This window comes from Corynebacterium testudinoris (assembly GCF_001021045.1).
GTDB classification, from domain to species: Bacteria; Actinomycetota; Actinomycetes; order Mycobacteriales; family Mycobacteriaceae; genus Corynebacterium; species Corynebacterium testudinoris.
Genome location: NZ_CP011545.1, coordinates 1,985,687 through 2,002,375, shown reverse-complemented (window position 1 = coordinate 2,002,375; position 16,689 = coordinate 1,985,687). Strand labels below are relative to the sequence as shown.

Below are 16,689 nucleotides of genomic sequence, written 5' to 3'. Positions count from 1 at the left end.
TACCTCCTTTGAGCGGGTGCCGAGCAGGTTTCCCTGAATTTACTTATTTTATTAGGTTATGACACCTGTAACATTTTGGTGTTACCTACGTGTCTGTAAGGTTTTTCTTAGATGCAGTGTAGGGCATGTAGACATGAAAAGACACCCTGCGACACGCAAGTGTGAGGACATGTTTACCAAGAGGTTATGACCGGGACCTAAGTGGTACTGCCAAACTGGCAGTAGACTACATCCTCCGGGCTACAAAACCATTGATCTCACACGTGTTCCTTAGCGCGTGTCTGGATGACTCGGGCCGCAACTGAGGCGTGTACTAGGATCAGTGCGTATAAAAACGATCGCCCTGCGCCCCTCCGCCACGTCCCTCATCACCAGCAAACTCTTCATCGTGTTTGCCGTCTTCGTGCTGGTCATGGCGCCAATCTTCCTTGGCCTGTATTTTTCCGCCCGCAGCCACAGCGATGACCGGCTGGCCTGGCTCTATCTGCTCGCCTCCGCCGCCCCCGCGGCTGGCATGCTCATTGCATTTCTCATGCTCATCAGCAGAATATGGAAGCGGACCCGACCGGTCCTGTTTATCGACGACCAGCGGGTCACCCTCCCGCGCACCGGCGTGAGCTTTCCGCTCGAACAGCTGGCACACCTACAGCTGTATTCGCGCCCGACAGAAGGCACTTTCCTGGTGGTGCTACCGCACCACGTCAGCGAACGGGTCCAGCGGCATCCCGAGGCGGTTGCCCCCTACACCGTTCGCTTTCCCGATGGGTCCACCCCGCAACCCTTCGAACTAGTCGAGTTGTTGCGGGCCCGAGTACCTGGACTCAGCGTGGACAAACTGGGCAGTATTTAGCCTCGCTGCCCCGGCGCCCCGGCGACGTGCGCCGGATCGAGCTCCCAAGCCTCCGCAAGCAGGTCGAGAGCCCGCAGGTTTTCGTCGTTGGAGGTGTTCTGCAGGGAGATCATGAGCTCATCCGCCTGGGCGAGCTCAGCGAAAGACTCCAAGTAGGAACGCACCTGAGCCCGATCGCCGACGGCGTTGTAGTGCAGCATCCCAGCAATCTGCTGGCCCTGATGAGAGGCCAAGAGGGCATCAGCCTGGGCATCGGTCAACTGACGGCCCTTTGCCAGCTGCGAGCGCACTCGGTTGCGGTACACGCCTTGTAGCTGGCGCTCAGCGTCCTCCGTCGTGTCGGCGGCCGTGACGTTGACCGCGGCGATGACATAGGGCTCGTTGAGCTCCTCCGAGGGCTGGAAGTTCTCCCGGTAGTAGGCCACGGCCTGCGTAAGCTGCTGCGGCGAGAAGTGCGAGGCAAAGGAGTAGGGCAGACCAAGGTTGGCAGCGAGGGAAGCACCGAACATCGAGGAACCCAAGATGTACAACGGCACGTTGGTGTTCGCGCCCGGAGTGGCGGCGACCCCCGGGATGGTGGATTCCCCGCGCAGGTAGCCATTAAGTTCCATGACATCCTGTGGGAAGGTCTCCGCGGCTCGCGGGTCCCGGCGCAGAGCCCGGCCCAAGGTGGTCATATCGGTGCCAGGCGCGCGGCCTAGACCGAGGTCGATGCGGTTGGGATAGAGCTCGGCGAGGGTGCCAAACTGCTCCGCGATGACATAAGGCGAATGGTTGGGCAGCATGACGCCGCCGGCACCGAGGCGAATCTTCTCCGTCTTCGCCCCGATGTGAGATATGAGCACGGCCGGTGCCGCGGAAGCGATCTGCGGCATGTTGTGGTGCTCGGAGTACCAGATGCGGGAATACCCCAACTGCTCTGCCCGCTGCGCCAAGGCCACCGACCGGGACATGGCAGACGCCGGGGTCTCGTCGGAGTAAATGAGGCAGAAGTCGATGAGAGAGAGGGGCAAGGGGGCTGACATGGAAAACCTTCCGTTTACGCTGACGTTGCTACCTCAGTGCAACGCCACGGACGGTGTCAATATTTCAGGCCGTGCTAGCTGCATGAAGCCGGCGGCGCGCCACCGCATCGATGCCGACACCCACGAGGAAGGCGGCCAGTGTCGGCAGCACCCAGCCGAGGGTGACATCGTGGAGCGGGGCCCAGGAAATGAGCGGATCAATGATCGAGCTGCCCCAGCCCAAGCCATCAAAGGTAATCAGGGCGGACCACACGACGGAGACCCAAATGGCCAGGCGGAAAGCCCAGTGGAAGGTGACCCACCGGCGCGCGAGGGGCTCGATGAGCGTGACAAAGATGAGCGTGATCGCCGGCGGGTAAATGAAACCGATGATGGGGGCCGCGATGGCGAGGACGGTGTCCAAGCCCATCGTCGCCATGGCGAAGGACATGACGGCGAAGATGACGGCCCACATCTTGTAGGACACGCGCGGCAGGAGCGAGGTGAAAAACTCGCTCGTCGCGGCGATGAGGCCCACCGCGGTGCTCAGGCAGGCGAGGAGGACGATGAGGCCGAAGACGAGCTGTCCGGGAAAGCCCATGGCTAGATGCGCGGCGTCGGCAAGCAGCCCGGCCCCATTGTCGTAGCGGCTGGGGTCGGGGATGATCTGGCCGATGTAGCCGAGGGCGACGTAGATGACGCCGAGGATCGCCCCCGCGCCAACTCCGGCGAGGATCGTGCCGCGGACCAGCGCCGAACCGGTGGGGAAGCTGCTGTGTTTGAGCGTGGAGATGACGATGATGCCGAACGCCAGCGACGCGATGGAATCCATCGTGAGGTAGCCCTCCAACAGCCCGGCCGCCAGCGGCGCATCGGCGTACTTCTCCGCCGGAGCTCCGGCGACGCCATCGAAGGTGCGCAGCGCGATGACCACGAGCACGAGCAGCAGGGCCAGCAGGACCGGGGTGAGGACCTTACCCAAATTATCGACGATCGCCGTCGGGTTCCACGCCAGCAGCAACGCCACACCGAAAAAACAGAAGTTAAAAGCCGCCGACGCGGTCAGCGTATCCCAGCCGGTCAGCGGCTGAAAAGCGGTCTCGAAGGAGACCGCACCGGTCCGGGGTAGCGCATAAAACGCGCCGATGGACAGGTATGCCACGACGGAAAACACCACGCCGAAGAACACGCCACCGCGGGAGGCGAGGTCGCGCATATCGTTGCCGGAGATGGCGATGGCCACGATCGCCAAGATCGGCAGCAGAACGCCGGTGCTGAGGAAGCCGATGATCGCCGGGGTGAAGCTCGTGCCCGCCTCCACTCCCAACATCGGTGGGAAGATGAGGTTGCCCGCTCCGAAGAACATGGAAAACAACATGAGCGCTGTGACAGCGATGGTCAACAGGGGCTTTTTCTTCGACATCTCTTCAGGGGTCCTCGCGCGGTGTGGTCAGGCAACAGAAAACGGAAACGTTTTCCCACGTTACCCGCACTTTCGGCCAGAAGCACAACCGAGGTGCGCTAAGGATTAAGCAAGCGACGCACCGCATCCAGCGGGATATCCACCCAATCTGGGCGGTTGTTGGACTCGTAGACCACCTCGTACAGAGCCTTATCCAAGACGTACGCATCGAGCAGGGACGACGGGGAAAGCTGATAGCCCTGCAAGAAGGCCTCCGTTGCCTCGGCCGCCCACGCTGCGGGATCGGCCGGGCCCGCGCCTTGGCCACTTCGGGCCGGGAAGTGCGCCGCGTAGTCGAAGGAACGAATCACCCCGGCGACGTCACGGAGCGGGGAATCCGGAAGGCGACGCTCCGCCAGCGGACGCGCCGGCTCCCCCTCGAAATCGATGAGCACGTAGGTGTCCTGGTTTCGCAACACCTGGCCCAAGTGGAGGTCACCGTGGATGCGCTGGATGGTCTGCTCCGCACCGTCACCATCACCGTCGGAGAGTAGACGGTAGACCTCACGGACAGAATCCTCATGCTCGGCGAGGACCGGGGCGCGGGTGATCATGTGGTCGAGGTGGTCTTCGAGGGTCGACACCACGCTCGCCAACGGCACAGACTGCGTGGGCAGCGCGTGAGCGAGGGCCTCGTGCACCGCGCGAGTAGCCTCCCCGAGGAGAGACGCCTCGGGCCCGAAATGGGCACCAAGAGCGGAGAAACCAAGGGCGTAGCGCCACCCATCATCGGCGTCGGGGATGAAATCCTGGATCATCGCCAACGTGTGATCCTCGCCATCGATGTTCTCAGTCACCCAGCCGCGCACCGCAGCCACGTGCGGCGAATCCGGGATCTGCGACAGTAACTCCACGTCCGGGTTCTGGCCCGCCTCCAGGTGGCGGAAGACCTTCACCATCGCGTTCTCGCCAAAGATCAGCGACGTATTGGACTGCTCGCCGCTGATCGCCCGGCCACCGCCATCCAGCCCGGGGGCGCTGCCGTGGAGCACACCGAACCCAGCGGGAGCACCGCCCGTGAGGGCGGCACCGTAGGTGCCAATGACCTCGGGCAGGTGGAAGACGTCGTTATCAGCGGCGTCGATAAGCACCTGATACAAATCGCTCGTGCCACCGTGATGGACGCGCACCACCTGCAACCGCCAACCATTAGCGATGGTGGCCTCACGGACGACATCGATGGAATCGATCGGCTCGGATTTCGCGCCGTAGAAGCGGGCGCCCTCCAGCATCCGGATGAGATTTTCCACTATTCCTCCTCGGACAAGTCAAACCAGAAGAAGCCATGCGGCGGCAACGTGACCACCCACGGATGCTCGCTGATCGGCGGGAACATCTCGCCGCCCGACAGCTCGCGCGGGGTGACACCGGCGTACTGCGCCAAATCCAGCGACACGGCCTGCGGGCGATCAGAAAGATTGTTCACGCACAGGATGCGCTCGCCGCGATATTCACGGATGAAGGTCAACACCGCATCGTTGGGGCAATCGACCTCCGTGTACGAGCCACGCCCGAAAGCGTGGTACTGCTGGCGGATGTGAATCTGCGCGCGCGTCCACTGCAGCAGCGAATTATCCCGCTTCATCTGCGTCTCGACGTTGACAGTGGCGTACCCGTACTGATCATTCTGGATCGCCGGCAAGTAAAGACGCTCCGGATCAGCCTTGGAAAAACCACCATTGCGGTCGCTTGACCACTGCATCGGGGTGCGCACCCCATCGCGGTCATAGAGCCAAATGTTGTCGCCCATACCGATCTCATCGCCGTAGTAGAGCACCGGCGAACCCGGCAGCGACAGCAGCAGCGCCGTGAACAGCTCCAGCTTGTTGCGATCACCATTGAGCAGCGGAGTCAGGCGGCGGCGAATACCCACGTTCGCCTTCATGCGCGGATCCTTAGCAAAATGCTTGTACATGTAGGCGCGTTCCTCGTCGGTGACCATCTCGAGGGTCAACTCGTCGTGGTTACGCAGGAAGATGCCCCACTGAGCGGTCTTCGGGATCGCGGGGGTATCCGCCAAGATCTCCGAGATCGGGGTCCGCGACTGCTGGTGCACACCCATGAAGATGCGCGGCATCACGGGGAAGTGGAAAGCCATGTGGCACTCATCGCCGAACTCCGGCTCACCGAAGTACTCGACGACATCATTGGGCAGCTGGTTGGCCTCGGCGAGCAGCACTCGGCCCGGGTACTCATCATCAATAACCCCGCGGACCTGCTTCAAAAACTCATGCGTCTCCGGCAAGTTCTCACAGTTCGTTCCCTCCCGCTCGAAGAGATAGGGGACCGCGTCGAGGCGGAAGCCATCCAGGCCCAAGTCCAACCAGAAGCGCATGACATCAAGCATGGCCGCGCGCACCGGCGGATGATCGTAGTTGAGGTCAGGCTGGTGGGAGAAGAAACGATGCCAGAAGTACTGCTTGCGCACCGGGTCATACGTCCAGTTGGACTCCTCGGTGTCAATGAAGATGATGCGGGCATCGGAGTACTCGGTCGGATCATCGGACCACACATAGAAGTCACCGTAGGGGCCCTCCGGGTCACGGCGAGATTCCTGGAACCAGGCGTGCTGATCCGAAGTGTGGTTCATGACCAAGTCCGTGATCACGCGGATGCCGCGCTTGTGAGCGTGGTCGATCAACTCGACGAAATCATCCACCGTGCCAAACTCCGGCAGCACCTCGCGGAAGTTACGAATGTCATAGCCGCCGTCCTTGAGCGGAGAATCATAGAACGGCGGAAGCCACAGGCAATCGATGCCCAGCCACTGCAAATAGTCCAACTTCTCCGTCACGCCCCGCAGGGAACCCGAACCCGTATTCTCCGGGTCGTAGAACGCGCGGACCAGGACTTCGTAGAACACCGCGTCCTTGAACCACTCGCGGTCCGGGCGCTCCCACGGGTTGTCACCGGGAGCGGGAGCTGGAGTTTCGAAGTCCTGCGACTTCGACTCCACGATGTAGCCCTGGGCATTCGTTTCCGGCCGAGTGGCGGAGGGGGCGGTGTCCGTATCCGCCAGCGGACCGGTAGCCAAACCGGGTTGCGAGGACTCCGTAGCATCGGAGGCGCCGGTGAAGCCGGTCTGGACATCAGTGGTGGTGTCTTCACTCATAGATTCAAGCGTAGGTAGTTTGAATGAAGAGTGCAGCCCTTTGTCGTTCCGGCAGGTCACCGGGCCCTTGGGGCGACTATTATTCGGAAGGCGAGCTCGCGAATGCTCGCACCATTGCCTGCTCCATGCGGCTGACAGTTTCCTCCAGGATTTCCCGGGACGTGCCAAAGTTCAGTCGGGCGTGGTGCAAGCCACCGTCACCGAAGTACAGACCATCGTTGAATGCGACGCGGGCGTGCTCGCGCAGCCAGATGGCCGGGCGCTCAAGGTGGCCGATAGCCGTGTCAGAGAAGTCCAGCCACATGAGGTACGTCGCCTCCGGGTTGCTCACCCGCAACCCCGGGATCCTCCGTGGCAACTCCGATACTAGCCAGTCGCGGTTGCCGCGGAGATACTCCAACTGCTGGTCCAGGAAGTCGATGCCCAGGCGGTAACAGGCAGTGGCGGCGAAGATACCCAGGGTGGACGTGCCGTCTTTGGCCACACCAGTCATGGACCCCCACGTCGTGAGATCTTGGGGATTGGTGAAGATGATTTGCGCGCACTTGAGCCCGGCGATGTTCCAGGCCTTGGAGGTGGCGGTCACGGTGATGCAGACCTTGGCAGCCGCCTCGCTGACGCTGGCGGCACACACATGACCATTGCCCTCGGCGTCGCCGTAGACCAGGGGAGCGTGGATCTCATCGACGAGGACGCGGGCATCATAACGATCAGCCAGCTCGCACAACTCGATGAGGAACTCGCGGGAGAGCGTATAGCCCAGGGGATTGTTCGGGGAACACAGCAGGATGGAGCCTGCCCCGGCGGCAAATTCGCGCTCGATATCGGCCAAGTCCAGGCCGCCGTAGGCATCGATGGTGTGCATCGCGCGGCGAGCGGTTTCAGGAACCTCGAGGAAAGGCGGGTACGCCGGAACCGGAACAATGACCCCCGAATCCGGGCGGGTCATATATTCGACGGCTAAGAGGAGACCGCGGACGACATCGGGCACGACGACCACCATCGCCGGGTCGATGCGCCAGCCGTAACGCTGCGCATAAAAATCGCTGAGTGCGGCGGGAAGATCAGACTCGGCGGGGGTGTACCCAAAGGACTCATTCTCCACCGCCTCCACGATGGCCTTCTTCACCTCTGAGCAGGTGAAAAAGTCACTCTCGGCGATCCACAGCGGGAGAACGTCATCGTCGTAGACGGTCCACTTGCGGGTCTGGCGGGTCTTTAGTTCATCAAGGCTAGGAAACTGCATGCCCCTAGGGTAGCGCCAGACTACTCGGCAGCATCGTCAGCCGCGTCGACCCCATCAGCGACAAAGCCATACTTCTTCAGACGGGCCCGGTCGGCGGCGGACGAGGACGCAGTGAGCTGGAGGAGTTCGGCGTAGATGCCGCCAGAGGCGGCAAGCTGATCGGGGGACCCGATCTCATCGACGACGCCATCGCGCAAGGTGACGATGGTGTCGACCGACGCGATCGTCGATAAGCGGTGGGCAATGATCAGTGTCGTGCGATCCTTCATCAACTCGTCCAGACCGGCCTGGACAGCGCGCTCCGACTTGGTGTCCAGCGCCGACGTAGCCTCGTCGAGGACCAGCACCGGCGCATCCTTAAGCATCGCCCGGGCGACCGCCACGCGCTGTTTCTGACCACCCGACAAACGCAGCCCGCGCTCACCGATAATGGTGTCGTAACCAGCGGGGAAGCGCGAAATAAAGTCGTGGGCGTTGGCCCGCTTCGCCACCTCGATGATCTCCTCCTCGGTGGCATCGGGGCGACCATAGGCAATGTTTTCGCGCACCGTACCGGAGAACAACGCCGCCTCCTGGAACACCACGCCAACGCTCGCGCGCAGCTGCGCAGCCGTGAGATCGGCCGTGTCACGCCCGCACACCGTCAACGAACCGCTCGACAACGGATACAGCCCCAACATGAGGTTGACCAGCGTCGACTTGCCGCCACCAGATTCACCGACCAAGGCCACCTTCTCGCCCTCCCGCGCGGAGAAGCTGACGTGGCTGATGACATCGTGGCCCTCCTCATAGGCAAACGTGACGTCATCAAAAGCTACGACCGGCTCATCCGCCAGGGGCTGCAGGGGAGTGATCGGCGTGAGGTCCAGAACCGGAACCCCGGAGGCTTCCGTGGCGGCAATGAGCTCCGCGTTCGCCGTCGGCTCGAACTCCTCCTCCATGACGCGGAAGTAATCCTTGGACCCGGCGATGGCCTTCTGCGCGGTATCCACAATCCAGCTCATCATGAACACCGGCTGCTTAGCCATGTTGACCAGCTGAATGAGCATGACCATGTCGCCGAGCGTGAAATTGCCATGCAGAGTCTGGAAAAACAGCACCAGATAGATACCGAAGAAAATGATGTTGAGCGCCGCGCCCCGCAACGTATCCATCTGATGCCACCAGCGCGACTGCGGGCGAGTGATGTCAACAGTCCGGCCGTAGCGCTGCCCAAAGTGATCCAGCTCGCGCACCTCAGAAGCGAAAGACTTCACCACCTTGACCTGGCCAATCACCTCAGCGAAGCGACCATTGGCGGCATCGATCTGTTCGTTTTTCTGCCCCTCCAACTTCTGCCAACGCTTCGACGACAGCGCCGTCAGCCACATGTACAGCGGAAACAGCGAGGCCAGCAGGATGGTGAGCGGCCAGTAGTACCACGCCGTGATCGCCAGCACCGCAATGACCTGAATGATCATCGGGAGGAAGTTATTAGCAAAGGACTGCAGGAACTGCGTCAGCGACGCGATCGACCGATCCAGCCGCGCGATCACCGTACCCGTGACCTGGCTATCAAAATAGCGCTGCGGCAGGGCCAACAGCTTCGCGTAATAGCGCGTGGACAGGATCTGCCGCATCCGCATCGCCATGACGTCGCCGACATACCCGCCGAAGTTCGTCATAATCTGGTTACCCAAATCAGCCAGCAACAAGGCGATGGCCAGCCACAACAGAGTCCGGGTGACCTGCTCGACAGTCGTATCACCCTGCAGTGTGCCCACAATCGTGTCCGTCGCCTCGCGGAAAATGAACGGCGACACCAGGCCCAGCGCCGCAGCGGCGGTAGAAATGAGCACCACACCCAGGTAGTACGGCCACAGTGCCGACGCACTCCGCGCTATTCGGGCTAAAGAATTCACTGCAGAACAACTCCACTTCGCTGACAGATCAACACCAAGGTTCAGAATCGGGATTATGCCACGATCTGCGGGGTACAGCCCAAGTCTCGCCGAATCCCTGGCTACACTGATCACAGACCACTTTGTAGAAAGGCTGCCACGTGAAAATGACCCGCCCTGTCGTCGGCACACTCGTCGTCTCCGCGCTGCTGCTCAGCGCCTGCGGATCTGGCAACGACGCCACCGCCCCGACCCCCACCGACTCCATCGCGGTCACCACGTCGGAAGCCCCCACCTTCGAGGCGAAAGAAGTGCAGCCCGTCACCGCCAGCCGCACCCAAAAGACCCTCGACCCGGGACTCAACGTCGAATTCACCTTCCAGGGCAGCTCTTATGCCAACTCTGGCGGCACGATGATCACGATTCTCGCGCACAACCTCAATGACGCCCCCGTCCCCACCGACGCCATCGGCACCCCAACCCTGACGTACAACTCTGGCGGCAGCCGCGTCACCGCGGAACCGCAGGCAGCGTCAGCCAGCGACGGCATCATCGGCCTCGACGAGCCCCTCGGCGCCGGAGCCTCCACCAACTTGCGCTACGTCTACAACGTCTCCTCCGGCAACCTGTGGGATGCCGAATTGAAGATCGGCAACGTCATTTTTAAGGGCAGTTTGAACTAGTTGCGTCACTCCGGGAACCGGGTCGTGATTTCCGGAGTCTAAATGTGGCGAGCACACACGTGCTCCGGATCTGCGTTAACGGCGATCCGTCCCGAGCCCACAAGGGGACAGCCCACTCATGCCTGCCCGCCGCCTTTTCATCCTCGCTGCTGCACTACTACTCACCGCCTGCACCCCGCTTATCGACGATGCTTCGTCCCCGACCTCAGCCGTCCCCTCCGGGCCGGCCACCACCTCAGCGGCACCGCAGCCGTTGGCGCTAGAACTGGCGGAGTTCGATCCCGAGGGAGACTTCACGGTCATTGACCCGTGCACGGAGATTCCCGAGGAGGTGTACGCGGCGGCGGGCCTGGGGGAGGTCACTTACGGGCCTTCTTATGAACGGGAGCTCTCGGCGAAATGTTCCTACAACGCTGACTCTGTCAGCAAAGATGGTCTGTTCATCGTGACAGGGGATCGGGTACCAAAGTCTCGGGTCATCGAGCTGGGGTATTTGCTTGAACCTCCGGTGCAATCAGCCCTGGAAGGGGTCTATTTTCACCACATGGGAGTTGATATCGGCACGGCTTGTAGTGCCGTCGTCCACACCACTCGGGGGAGGTTCGTGGTGAATTACGGGGAATTGAACACGGACACGACTCAGCTGGCCAATTGCGGCACAGCGCTCGAACACCTGGAAAGAATCATTCATCACTTGGGGGAAAACAATGGAAATGCACATCGTTCCTGAATCACTGCGTTTAGGATTCAAAAAGATTGCCGCAATCTCGGATCGCGCGGCATCAATGGCGGACAAAGCGGCGCAGGCGTCGCTCAATGGCAGCTTCTCCGGGGTCTCCGGGCTGGACCAACTCGGTGGTGGCCACGGAGGAGTCATCAATGGCGGAGCGGGTTCTGCTGCAAAAATCCTGGGAAGCTATGCCGAACAAGTCAACTGGCTCAGCAACGCGATGGCTGCCACCACGCAAGCGCTCACTGGCCAGAACACATTTGTTGGTCACGGGATGGACCTGGCCGATGAGGGCGGTTCGGTGGGAACCGAAGGAGTTGTCTTCCCGGAGCGACCGAGACCGCAGTTCGAGAATTTTGACTTTCAGCCGCCGTTTGTCACTCCGGCTCTGTCGTTAGAGCACCTATCGACGGAGTTCACGGCGACCAAGTTGAAGGAAGCAGTTGATGCGGCTGCTCGATGGAATCAGCTCTCCGCCGAAGCTGCTGTTATCGCGGACGATCTTCACTCGGTGGCCCGGGAAGTGGCGGATAGCAACAGCGGCGACGTGATCGATGCGGCGGTGGAGAAGATCGAAGGTGTCGCAATGGCCGGGGAGACCTTCGCCCAGAATGCTTCGATCATGCAGACCTCGGTGGAGCGGTTGGCGGCGATCAAGTCGCAGGGGGCGCACCGCGTGAATGTGGCGAAGATGAAGATCTACCCCATCTCGGACCCGGTCCAGCGAATGGCTGCTGAGCAGGCTTTCCTCCAGACGTTCCCAGCGACATTTAGCCCGTTCGTGACCACGGGCATTCCGCCAATTCGCAACCTCATGGTGATGGATGGCTCCGGGGATGGCGGCGGAGAGATCGCGCTGGGCATGGAAGACATTGAGGGCAAGGGTTCCAAGCACAACTCGACGGGAGTGCGCCCGGAGGGCATGACGCAGATGCTGCACGCCGCGACCCAGGCCATGGGAGAGGGCTCGTTTGGCACGGTTGAGCAAGGAATGGATGCACTGTCCGGGGTGGGGGCCGAGGGTGTTTCCACCACTGCCGCCAACGCCGCCACCTCGGCATTGCCGGCCCCGCCGATGTCCATGCCGGGTGGACTCGGACTGGGCGGCGGTGCACCGGCAGCACCGGCCTTTGGCGCTAGCGGAATCCCTGCCGCCCCGCTTCCCATGGGTGGGCAACGGCCCTCGTTGGGCACAATGGGGACAATGGCGGCGTCGGCAAGCATGCCGCCACTTCGCCCCATGATGGGCGAGCAGGGGATGGGTGGCGCGATGGGCGCCTACGGCATGGGTCGGGCAGGTACTGCCGGCGCCAGCGGTGGTCGGGGTGGCTCGGGGCCGATCATTGGTGGCGCCGGAAGTGGCGGTGTTCTGTCCGCCGTGCCGGGCACTGGCTTGGCACCCACGGCGACGCCTGCGGGTGCGGTGGGGACGGGGGCGTCCACACGCACTCCAGGGACTGGCACCGGGCGCGGCATGATGCCGATGATGGGTGCCCCGATGGCCGGAGGAGCCCAGCAGGGCAAGGCCAGCGGCAAGGTCCGGACCGTGACATCGGCGGTCGAAGAAGATGAGAACCTGGCGGCGTTGCTCGGGGAGCGCGCACCGGTGGTTCCGGGCGTCATCGGAGCATGGGTGCGGGGATAACCTACAGTTGGTGGCATGACTGACGCCGTTGAACTGGTAGTTCTCGCCGATTCCTCCGGGAATCCGGCGGGGACTGCGCCCAAAGCGACTGTGCACACGGACGACACCCCGCTGCACTTCGCGTTTTCCTGCTTCCTCCTCAACCACGAGGGGAAGCTATTAATGACGCGGCGGGCTTTGAGCAAACGGACGTGGCCGGGTATCTGGACTAATAGTTTCTGCGGCCACCCTGGTCCTGGAGAGTCAGCGGCCGACGCGGTAGCCCGGCGCAGCATCGAGGAGCTGGGGCTGCGCGAGGGGGCGATCGAAAAGATCACCGAGGTACTGCCGGACTTTAGCTACCGGGCCGTCGATTCCAGCGGGATCGTCGAGTGGGAGATTTGTCCAGTGTTCGTGGCCACGCTGGTGGAGGGGGAGGAACCGGCCCCGTCGCCGGACGAGGTTGATTCTCTTGAATGGGTCGATCCGGCTGCGGTGATCCAAGCAGTAGACATTGCCCCATTCGCCTTTAGTCCGTGGTTGGCGGAAGAACTGAGTGATCGGCGCCTGCGTCAGGCACTGACCTAAGCGCCGAATGCCTCCCGCACCATGCGGAGGGGGTCGCTGATGACCTCGTCGTGGCCGGTTTCCAGATTGAAGCGGAGCGCCTGCCGGCCGGTGTCGGGAGAAAATGCTGGCCACGGCAGTTCTTCGCCGCGGGCAAACGCCAGGAGGAGGTCGTGCAGGGGGCCGGGTTCCAGCCCGAATGCAACCGGAATCTCGGAACAGTGGATGGCGGGGCCGTGGGTGCGGACGAACTCGGTCATCCACACCTGCCCGGGGGTTTCCTCGGCGGCTTGGGAGACCCAGCGGCGGTTGGAGGCATCGCCAATGAGGCGGCCGACGATTCGCCGGGGGTCGATCGCGCGGGCCTGCTCTAACCAGGTGTCGAAGGAACCGGTCATGCCCATCCGGCGACTCATCCGCCGGGCGATCCCCTCGCGCCAGCGCAAGGAATCAGCTTTCTGGCCTGCGGGCATGTGATAGAACTCGTCGCGGGTGGAGGTGACCCACAGGGGGATCCTGGCAAGCTCGTGGCCATCGAGAGGCGAGGGGCCCAGCGCCATGTCCATGCCGTGAAAAGTCCGGAAGCGTTTATAACCGCGGTCCAGGGCTTTCGGGGAGACCCGGGATAGGGCATCGCGGGTAATCGGCTTCCCCAGCGCGATGCGCAGTGAGGTTTTGCGCTCGGAGAAAGAGGCGCGGGGAAAGCACGGCGACATCGCCATGACGCGGCGGAATCCTCCGCGGAAGTGATCTCGCCGGGCCAGCCACAGAGCCGTCGTTGCGCCGGCTGATTGGCCGACGAGGGTGACATTCGTCGGGTCGCCGCCGAAGGATTCAATGTTGCGTTGAACCCATTCCAGGCCGAGCTGGCAATCATCAATGCCACGGTAGCGATCGGGCTCGTCGTCATGAAAACGCGCGAAACCAGCGAGTTTCACCCGGTAGCCAATGTGCACGGTGACCACCCCGGAGTGGGCATTTGGGGTGCCGTCGGCACGGCGATCGCCGTGCGTGCCGTACTCGAAGCGACCGCCGTGGATGTAGACGACGACCGGAAGGTCGGCGAGGGGGCGAGCCGTTGACGGCGTGACAACGCTGAGGGCGATGGTCTCGGGGCGGTAGGTGGTGGCGTCGATAAGCTCTTGGGGTGCCAGGCGCGTGGCGTTGGCGAAGTCGCCGGGAATGTCCGAATAGGGGATGGAATGGAAGCGGGTGACGTCGCCGTCGGACACCCCGACGATGGTGCCGGCGGGGCAGCTAACGCGCACGGTGGTGGACATGGGGACAACGCTACCAACCGCGGATCGCTACCATCGGGCCTCATGACTGTGAATCCTCTGCTCCAGACCTCAGACCTGCCCTACGAGCTGCCCGCGTTCGCCGATATCACTCTCGAGCATGCCGTTGAGGCCTTCGAGGTGGGATTGGCCGAGCAGCGCGAGGAGATCGCCGCGATCGTCGCCGCGGATCCCACCTGGGAGAATGTTGTTGAGGCGCTGGAGAAGTCCGGCCGGACGCTGGAGCGGGCCTCCGCGTGGTTCTTTAACCTGCAGGGCACCGATTCCACCGATGAGATGGATGCCGTGGCCGCCGACATCGTGCCTAAGCTTTCGGCGCATTCCGACGCGATTTATCAGAATGCCGCGCTGTACCAGCTGCTTGCCGACGTCGTCGTTCCCGACGATGCGGAATCCCAGCGCTTGCACGAGCTCCTGTTGCGTCGCTTCACGCGCCGCGGTGCGGCTCTTGACGAGGCGGGTAAGCAGCGTCTGGCTGAGATCAACCAGCGCTTGAGTGTGCTCTCGGAGGAGTTCGGGCGCTCCCTCCTCGCGGACACCAAGCGCCTGGCCGTTCGCTTCTCCAACGCTGAACAGCTGGCTGGCCTGAGCGAATCCCGCATCGAATCCGCGCAGGCAGACGCCGATGGCGACGGCTACCTCCTGCCGCTCGAACTGCCGACCGTGCAGGCTGACCAGGCCCTGCTCACTGACCCGGCCTCACGGGCCGCCCTCTACGAGGCGTCGCAGCAGCGCGGAGACACCTCCAACGCCGCCAACCTCCTCGAGCAGGTCCAGCTGCGGGCGGAGCGGGCGCGCCTGTTGGGCTTTGACACCCATGCTGATTACGTCATCGCGGAGGAAACCGCCGGTACCGCTCAGGCCGCCCGCGACTTGCTCTTTGACTTGGCTCCGGCTGCCGCCGCGAACGCCGATGCAGAGCGAAAGCTCGCCTCTGAGCTGGCCGGCGAGCCCGTCACTGGGGCCGATTGGCCCTACTGGCAGGCCAAGGTCCGCGAGCGCGACTTCTCCCTCGACGACGAGGAGCTGTCGCGCTATTTCCCGCTGCGCCAGGTGCTGGAAAAGGGTGTGTTCTTCGCTGCTGAGCGCCTCTACGGCATCACCGTGGTCAAGCGTGATGACCTGCAGGGATATGCCGACGGCGTCGACGTGTGGGAGGTCAACGACGGAGGCGAGGGCATTGGCCTGTTGCTCACCGACTACCGCTCGCGTCCCTCCAAGCGGGGCGGGGCGTGGATGAGCTCGTTTGTTGACCAATCCGAACTGCTGGGTACCAAGCCCGTCGTGGTCAACGTCATGAGCATCACTCACCCGACCGATGGCTCGGAGCCGCTGCTCACGATCGACCAGGTCACGACCCTATTCCACGAGTTTGGCCACGCCCTTCACGGCCTGCTCTCGAAGGTCCGTTACCCCACGCTGTCCGGCACCAATGTCCCCCGCGACTGGGTTGAGTTCCCCTCCCAGATCAACGAAAACTGGGGCTTCGACCCGGAGGTCCTGCGACACTACGCCCACCACGTCGACACGGGCGAGGTCATCCCCGACGAACTCGTCGAGGCCGTCATTGCTGCTCGCCAATTCGGACAAGGTTTTGCCACCTCCGAGTACCTCGCGGCCGCCATCATCGACTTGGCATGGCATTCCCTGACGCCGTCAGAGGCAGCGACGATGGGGGACACCGCGGACTCGATAAGCGACTTCGAACAGCGCGCCCTCGAGGACGCAGGCCTCGTCGTTGATGAGCTGGCGCCGCGTTACCGCTCGACGTATTTCAACCACATTTTCGGCGGTGGCTACTCCGCCGGCTACTACTCCTACCTGTGGGCCGAGGCGCTCGACGCGGACGGCTTCGACTGGTTCAGTGCCCAGCCGGATGTCCGCGCCGCCGGTGAGGCGTTCCGCGACCTCATCCTCTCCCGCGGCGCGACCCTCGACTACGGCGATGCTTTCCGGCAACTTCGTGGCCGCGATAAGGATGTCGCGCCACTGCTGCGCCGCCGCGGGCTCGCCGGTTCTGACGTGCGCTAGATTAGTCCCATGCTTGACGACGTCCTCGACCGCAGCGCCGAAGTAGTGGTTTCCGCACCCCTGTGGTTGCAGATTCCACTGGTCATGGTCGTCGTCGTGCCGCTCGCCATCGCGGGCGCCATGTTGCTGCTGCGCGTGGTCGATCAGGGCGCCGCATGGGGAACGCGGGCGCTCAATTCCCTTCGGCGTCGCGGCGAGTAGA

The 16,689-nt window shown here is 62.8% G+C and carries 14 protein-coding genes; 7 read left to right on the top strand and 7 right to left on the bottom strand.

The genetic code is table 11. From position 1 onward, the window contains the following. Positions 1 to 322: 322 nt before the first annotated feature. Positions 323 to 850: a hypothetical protein gene (locus tag CTEST_RS09575; protein WP_047253547.1), complete on the top strand. Its 528-nt coding sequence runs from the start codon at positions 323 to 325 to the stop codon at positions 848 to 850. Here CTEST_RS09575 and CTEST_RS09570 read toward each other — a convergent pair. The 6 genes from CTEST_RS09570 to CTEST_RS09545 form a co-directional block, all read right to left on the bottom strand. After that, positions 847 to 1,875 carry an LLM class flavin-dependent oxidoreductase gene (locus CTEST_RS09570; RefSeq protein WP_047253546.1) on the bottom strand — a complete coding sequence of 343 codons (1,029 nt, stop codon included), beginning with the start codon at positions 1,873 to 1,875 and terminating at the stop codon, positions 847 to 849. The genes CTEST_RS09575 and CTEST_RS09570 overlap by 4 nt on opposite strands. A 64-nt stretch (positions 1,876 to 1,939) precedes the next feature. After that, a complete protein-coding gene (gene brnQ / locus CTEST_RS09565) occupies positions 1,940 to 3,277 on the bottom strand; it encodes a branched-chain amino acid transport system II carrier protein (RefSeq protein WP_047253545.1) in 1,338 nt (445 codons plus the stop codon). 98 nt (positions 3,278 to 3,375) lie between these two features. Beyond that, positions 3,376 to 4,548 carry a hypothetical protein gene (locus tag CTEST_RS09560; protein ID WP_047254378.1) on the bottom strand — a complete coding sequence of 391 codons (1,173 nt, stop codon included), beginning with the start codon at positions 4,546 to 4,548 and terminating at the stop codon, positions 3,376 to 3,378. A 17-nt stretch (positions 4,549 to 4,565) separates the two neighbouring features. Next, complete coding sequence (gene treS / locus CTEST_RS09555; RefSeq protein WP_083985548.1) at positions 4,566 to 6,428, bottom strand: maltose alpha-D-glucosyltransferase; 1,863 nt, start codon at positions 6,426 to 6,428, stop codon at positions 4,566 to 4,568. A gap of 79 nt (positions 6,429 to 6,507) precedes the next feature. Further along, the gene (locus CTEST_RS09550; protein ID WP_047253544.1) at positions 6,508 to 7,674 is read right to left on the bottom strand and encodes a MalY/PatB family protein; all 1,167 of its coding nucleotides are present in this window, start codon (positions 7,672 to 7,674) and stop codon (positions 6,508 to 6,510) included. 20 nt (positions 7,675 to 7,694) lie between these two features. Next, positions 7,695 to 9,575, bottom strand: coding sequence for an ABC transporter ATP-binding protein (locus tag CTEST_RS09545; RefSeq protein WP_047253543.1), 1,881 nt, complete (start codon positions 9,573 to 9,575; stop codon positions 7,695 to 7,697). A 146-nt stretch (positions 9,576 to 9,721) separates the two neighbouring features. Between CTEST_RS09545 and CTEST_RS09540 the strand changes: the two genes are divergently transcribed. From CTEST_RS09540 to idi, 4 genes are all read left to right on the top strand, one after another. Then, positions 9,722 to 10,237, top strand: coding sequence for a hypothetical protein (locus tag CTEST_RS09540; protein WP_047253542.1), 516 nt, complete (start codon positions 9,722 to 9,724; stop codon positions 10,235 to 10,237). 118 nt (positions 10,238 to 10,355) lie between these two features. Beyond that, a complete protein-coding gene (locus tag CTEST_RS09535; RefSeq protein ID WP_047253541.1) occupies positions 10,356 to 10,967 on the top strand; it encodes a DUF3558 domain-containing protein in 612 nt (203 codons plus the stop codon). Then, complete coding sequence (locus CTEST_RS09530) at positions 10,951 to 12,612, top strand: hypothetical protein (RefSeq protein WP_144413262.1); 1,662 nt, start codon at positions 10,951 to 10,953, stop codon at positions 12,610 to 12,612. Before CTEST_RS09535 ends, CTEST_RS09530 begins: the two co-directional genes overlap by 17 nt. 15 nt (positions 12,613 to 12,627) lie before the next feature. Further along, positions 12,628 to 13,179, top strand: a complete 552-nt coding sequence (gene idi, locus CTEST_RS09525; RefSeq protein ID WP_047253539.1) for an isopentenyl-diphosphate Delta-isomerase — start codon at positions 12,628 to 12,630, stop codon at positions 13,177 to 13,179. On the opposite strand, the gene CTEST_RS09520 is transcribed toward idi, so the two are convergent. Further along, a complete protein-coding gene (locus tag CTEST_RS09520; RefSeq protein ID WP_047253538.1) occupies positions 13,176 to 14,438 on the bottom strand; it encodes a carboxylesterase family protein in 1,263 nt (420 codons plus the stop codon). The two genes, idi and CTEST_RS09520, sit on opposite strands and share 4 nt — an antisense overlap. A 42-nt stretch (positions 14,439 to 14,480) precedes the next feature. Here CTEST_RS09520 and CTEST_RS09515 point away from each other — a divergent pair, with 42 nt between their 5' ends. Both CTEST_RS09515 and CTEST_RS09510 read left to right on the top strand, forming a co-directional pair. Then, positions 14,481 to 16,487: a M3 family metallopeptidase gene (locus CTEST_RS09515; protein WP_047253537.1), complete on the top strand. Its 2,007-nt coding sequence runs from the start codon at positions 14,481 to 14,483 to the stop codon at positions 16,485 to 16,487. 9 nt (positions 16,488 to 16,496) lie between these two features. Beyond that, on the top strand, positions 16,497 to 16,688 hold the full coding sequence (locus CTEST_RS09510) for a hypothetical protein (RefSeq protein WP_047253536.1): 192 nt from the start codon (positions 16,497 to 16,499) through the stop codon (positions 16,686 to 16,688). Position 16,689: the final 1 nt, after the last annotated feature.